A 5713-nucleotide genomic window follows, 5' to 3' on the forward strand; every position below is an offset into this window, starting at 1 on the left:
AATTTAAATTATTGGCAGCGTATTTTGATATAAGTATAGATGATATTTATGAATTAAAAGAAGCTGCAAAATTAGATTATATAAACAATTCTCAAAATGAAAATGAAGTTTTAGACAAATCATATATAGATAATATATTATACAAAGTTAAAAACTTTAGAATGTACAGTCTTATAAAAAGGTCAAGATATGGATCTATATCTAAAGAATATAATACACTAGATTTAAATGAAATCACAGATTTAAATGACGAAGAAATAGGAGGAGAATATAGTCCTATTTTAGTTATATACAAACCAGCTAAATATATAAGAGGAGAGTATATACTAGATGATTTAAATTATGTATACATAAAAAGACAACCATTAAATGCACTTATAAACCAAGAAAAATTAAATGAAAAAGGTAGAGATGGAATGGGTGCAATAACATACATAAAACTTAATCATGATTTGACAAATGAGAACTTGCAGGAAATATTAGCTGAATTATATGTAGATGGTCAAAAAAATAATATGTCATTTGAAAACATAAGACTTGCAGATATAAATTGTAATAAATTATGGCTAACAGCGGACAGGTTAAAAAAAGAGTTTAAAGAACTAAGATACTACAACAAAAACTTAACGCAAAAAATAAAAGATATATATGATTCTACAGGAGCTTACTATACACAAATAAGTGGTAAGTACATATTTAACACTAGAGAGTTTTTAAACTGTTACAAAGCTTATAAAAATAAAGATATAGCATTAAATAAAAAATAAGTAGCTAATGCTACTTATTTTTATACCACTTTATAGCCTGTTTTTTTACGTTCTTCCATAGTAGCATTCCATTTTGATAAAGTTTCTTCTTTAGATAATCCTAAAAGTTTAGTTGGCTCATCGTATTTAACTCCAAATGTTTCTACAGTCATATTTTCAATATATATTTTTTCAACAGCTCTATGTAAGAAAACCTCTAGCTCAGCTTCAACTCTACTTATTCTATCAACCTCATCCATTCCATCTATAATTCGTCCAAAGGGAGCAAAATTTTCATCAAGTTGAGGAGTGTCTTGAGTAACTATAAAAAAATGGCAACTTTCTGTATTATGCTCAAATCTACCGTAACCAATAGTTCCTCTAGTGAATTTTAAGTTATTATCTACTCCGTTAGCTAAACACTCACTTTTTATACTATATCCTAAAACTCCTGTACCATTATTTTCTGGGCAACCACCTTGAATTAACTTATCATTTTCTACTCTCCAAAATGCTGTATTATTATAAAACCCCTTATGTATAAGACTTATAAAGTTTTTTACAGATTCAGGAGCTTCATTTGGAAAAAGTTCTATTTTTATAGATTTTCCATCTTTTATTTTCATAGTAACAATTGGATTTTTCATATAAATTACCACCTTAAAATTAATATTATATAAATTATATCATACAGAAAGAAAAAGGTTTTCTTTTTTAGTAATAATATCATTGAAATCTTAATATTAAAGATAATAAGGACTACTTAATATTAAGGAGGAGAATTATGGATTTAAAAGATAGCAAAACTGTAAAAAATTTAATGATAGCATTTGCTGGAGAGTCTCAGGCTACAGCTAAATATAATTACTATGCAAATCAAGCAAAAAAAGAAGGATATAACAAGATAGCTCAATACTTCGAAGAAACAGCAAACAATGAGATGGCACATGCGAAAATTTGGTTTAAATTAATTAATAATGGAATACATTCTACGAAAAATAATTTAATTGACTCAGCTGAAGGAGAAAATTATGAATGGACAGATATGTATTATAGATTTGCAAAAGAGGCACAGGAAGAAGGATTTGATGATATAGCATATCTTTTTAAGTCTGTTGGTAAAATTGAAAAACAGCATGAGGAAAGATATTTAGAGCTTATAAAAAACTTAGATGATAATAGTGTATTTAAGAAGGAAGAAGAGGTTACATGGAGATGTATGAACTGTGGACATATTCATAATGGGAAAAAAGCATTAGAAATATGTCCTGTATGTTCACATCCAAAATCTTTCTTTGAAATTAAATGTGATTGTATATAAAACTAAAACTATAATTTGGAGGATTTAATGATTTTAATAAAAAATGGAAAAATTATAACTATGACGGGCGAAAACTATGAAAATGGATGTGTACTTATAGATGATGGAAAGATAATAAATGTTGATAAATATATAAATGAATTAGATATTATGGAAGTTATAGATGCTAAAGGCGGATGGGTGATGCCAGGAATTATTGAATCTCATTGTCACATAGGATTAAGTGAAGAAGGTATAAGATTTGAAGGTGACGATATAAATGAATCAACAACACCGATTACAGCGCACTTAAGAGCAATAGATGCAATAAATCCTTTAGATGAGGCATTTAAGGATGCTATAGAAGGAGGAATAACCTCTGTTATGACGGGCCAAGGAAGTGCTAATGTATGTGGAGGTAAATTTACTTTTATAAAAACGAGTGGAACATCTATAGACGATATGATTGTAAAAGAGGACGCAGCTATGAAAGTTGCATTTGGGGGAAACCCTAAAAGAGTATACTCATCTAAAAGTATATCTCCATCCACGAGAATGGCTACGGCTGCAATTTTAAGAGAAGCGTTAACTAACGCTTTGAATTACAAAAACAAGAAAGAAATAGCTAAACAGAAAGGTGAATATTTTGATATTGATTTAAAACAAGAATGTTTTATTGATGTTTTAGATAAGAAAATACCACTGAAAGCTCATGCACACAGAGCAGATGATATACTTACAGCCATTAGAATTGCCAAAGAGTTTGACTTAGATATGACATTAGATCATTGCACAGAAGGACATCTTATTGCACAATACATAAAAAATTCCGGTTTTAGTGCGATTGTTGGGCCTAGCCTAACTAATAGAAGTAAAGTAGAACTTAAAAATAGAACATTTGAAACAGCTGGAAAATTAAATAAAAATGGAGTTCAAGTTGCGATAACAACAGATCATCCAGTAATACCTATTCAGTATTTGCCAATATGTGCAGGGTTTGCAGCTAAAAAAGGATTAGGAGTAGATGAAGCTCTTAAAGCCATAACCATAAATGCAGCAAAAATTTGTGGAGTTGATGATCGATTGGGAAGTATTGAAGCTGGAAAAGATGCAGATATAGCTATATTTACAGGGAACCCTATGGAAGTATTTACCGAAACTTTATATACAATAATAGATGGAAATATGGTTTACGCTAAAAATTAATTTAAATAAAAAAAGAAAGTGAAGGGTAAAATGTACAAAACCCTTCACTTTCTTTTTTTATTTAAATTTAAAGATGGATTATATTGAAAGAAAATGGGGATTAAAATTGTGTAACTAATAGCTCCTTTGTTAATAAAATATATTAAAGTGGGGGGGATATACATGATATTAAAAAAATATGTATCGACAATTACACTAATTACATTAATGAGTACATCAATCTTAGTAGGATGCAGCAGTCAAGAAAAGGATAAAGTTATAAATTCTAGTGAATTATTAAAAAATAAAGAAGCAAGACTTGCGATATCTATGGCGGTTGATAAAAGTGAAATAACTAGTGTGATTTTGAACAATGGATCAAACCCAGTAAATTATTATACACCAGAGGGATTAGCGATAAATGATGAAGGTAAAGATTATAGAGAAATTGCTGGAAATATGGGAAGTGGGTATGATTTGAAAGAAGCAAAAGAACATTGGGAAAAAGCAAAGAATGAATTGAATTTTGATAAAGTTACAATAGAAGTTTTAACATCAGACGTTGAAAGTAGTAAGAGAGTAGGAGAATTTTTTCAAAGTCAATTACAAAAAAATCTAGATGGAATGACAGTAGAGATAAAACAAGTCCCATTTAAGCAAAAGCAACAATTAGAAGCACAAGGAGATTATGATTTAGTTTATAGCTCTTGGGTTGCTGATTATCCAGATCCATTAACATTTTTAGAGACGTTTACTACTACTGGAAAATTTGGAGTAAATAGTGGATATGATAGTAAAGACTATAATTCTTTGATAGAAGAAGGAAAAACTTCAACAAATATTAATGATAGTTGGAAAAAATACGCTAAAGCAGAAGAACTTTTATTGAGTGATGCATTTATAATGCCTCTTTTCCAAAGTAGTAGTGCTTATATACAAAAATCTTATGTAGATGGAATAACTATAATTCCATACGGAGCAAAATACGCTTACAAATGGGCAAGTTCAGAAGGACGAAATGAATTAAATTTAACAAGTACTTCAGATATACCTTCTTTAGATATGAGTAGATCTACAGATTCATTATCATTTAGTGCTGCAAATAATGTTATGGAAGGTCTTGTAAGGGTAGACAATGATGGTAAGGTAGTTGAAGGTATTGCTAAGAGTTGGGAAGCATCAGAAGATAAGAAAACTTGGACTTTTAATTTAAGAGAAGATTCTAAATGGAGCAATGGAGATAAAGTAACAGCTAATGATTTTGAATATGCTTTTAAAAGAACGTTAAATCCAGAAACTGCATCTCAATATGGATTTATAATGTATGATATTATTGGAGCTCAAGATTACAATATAGGAAAAACTAAAGAATCTGAAGATGTAGGTGTTAAAGCATTGGATGATTATACATTAGAAATAAAACTTAATAGACCTGTTAGTTATTTTGACAGATTGATGGCATTTCCAGTATTTTTCCCACAAAATGAAAAGTTTATAGAAAATCAAGGTGATAAATATGGAACAACTAAAGAATCTACATTATATAATGGACCATTTACTTTAACTAAATGGAAATTAGATGATGTTTATATAATGACTAAAAATCAAAATTACTGGGATAAAAATAGTGTAAAATTAGAGTCTGTAAATACAAAAATTGTAAAAGAAGGATCTGCTGATGTGAATTTATATGAAAATGGAGATATTGACTTCGTAGGTATAACAAATGAATTTATTGATAAATACAAAGATACTGATGAGTTTAGCACTAGTAAGAATGCAACAACATTTTTTATGCTTATAAATGGAAACAAAGAATAAAAACAAACAAACCTATTCATTTGAATAGGTTTGTTTGTTTTATAAAAATAATATATAAGAGGTAAAAATTATCTCCCCTAGAAATAAAAATACTAGGGGAAATAGTATTTTTATTTAACTAGCAACTGCTGTTTTCTCTATGCTTTTTACAATAATCGCAGTTACATCCACAGTGGCAATCACAATTTTCTTTTTCTAAACAACCATTATTTTTTTCTACACAATTATTATTTGGATCTATCTTATCTACATCTTTGCAAACATACTTTTCATCGTGAGTATCCTTTGTATCATAATGATATACATTATATTCATAGTAATGATCAGTTATATGATTGCAATCAGTTATATAGTAGTGGTTACATTTTTCATAGTAATTATCATAGAAGTTTTCATTTACAACAAAATAATCTTTTCCATCTAAGCATGTATAAGTTTTATAATGGTTTGTAGAACTTACAGGTTTTTTACCACTGCAAGGAGTGATATTTGAATTATTGTTGTTACCGCATGAAGAGTTGTTGCAATTATAGTAATATTTTTTACATTTATTAGGTTTTTTAAATCCGCATTTTTTATTTGATTTACACCATAAACCCATAAATATTACCTCTCTTATAATTATTTTATATAGTAAATTTAAAGATAAAATAAAGTTGAA

The 5713-nt window shown here is 28.5% G+C and carries 6 protein-coding genes; 4 read left to right on the forward strand and 2 right to left on the reverse strand.

What is annotated here, in order from left to right:
* Nucleotides 1–767, forward strand: a 767-nt coding sequence (locus VN21_RS18795) for a hypothetical protein (RefSeq protein ID WP_046824346.1), incomplete at its 5' end; no start/stop codon positions are given.
* Between the two features lie 20 nt (nucleotides 768–787).
* Here the strand turns inward: VN21_RS18795 and VN21_RS17200 are convergent.
* Nucleotides 788–1393, reverse strand: coding sequence for a peptidylprolyl isomerase (locus VN21_RS17200; protein WP_052952138.1), 606 nt, complete (start codon nucleotides 1391–1393; stop codon nucleotides 788–790).
* 137 nt (nucleotides 1394–1530) lie between these two features.
* Here VN21_RS17200 and rbr point away from each other — a divergent pair, with 137 nt between their 5' ends.
* The 3 genes from rbr (at nucleotide 1531) to VN21_RS18045 (ending at nucleotide 5052) form a co-directional block, all read left to right on the forward strand.
* Nucleotides 1531–2067: a rubrerythrin gene (gene rbr, locus VN21_RS17205; RefSeq protein ID WP_046824347.1), complete on the forward strand. Its 537-nt coding sequence runs from the start codon at nucleotides 1531–1533 to the stop codon at nucleotides 2065–2067.
* 27 nt (nucleotides 2068–2094) lie between these two features.
* The gene (locus VN21_RS17210; protein WP_046824348.1) at nucleotides 2095–3252 is read left to right on the forward strand and encodes an amidohydrolase; all 1158 of its coding nucleotides are present in this window, start codon (nucleotides 2095–2097) and stop codon (nucleotides 3250–3252) included.
* A gap of 162 nt (nucleotides 3253–3414) precedes the next feature.
* Nucleotides 3415–5052, forward strand: a complete 1638-nt coding sequence (locus VN21_RS18045; RefSeq protein WP_052952139.1) for an ABC transporter substrate-binding protein — start codon at nucleotides 3415–3417, stop codon at nucleotides 5050–5052.
* A gap of 118 nt (nucleotides 5053–5170) precedes the next feature.
* Here the strand turns inward: VN21_RS18045 and VN21_RS17220 are convergent.
* Nucleotides 5171–5713, reverse strand: a 543-nt coding sequence (locus VN21_RS17220) for a hypothetical protein (protein WP_207641528.1), incomplete at its 5' end; no start/stop codon positions are given.

The organism is Paraclostridium benzoelyticum, from assembly GCF_001006285.1.
Classification (GTDB): Bacteria; Bacillota; Clostridia; order Peptostreptococcales; family Peptostreptococcaceae; genus Paraclostridium; species Paraclostridium benzoelyticum.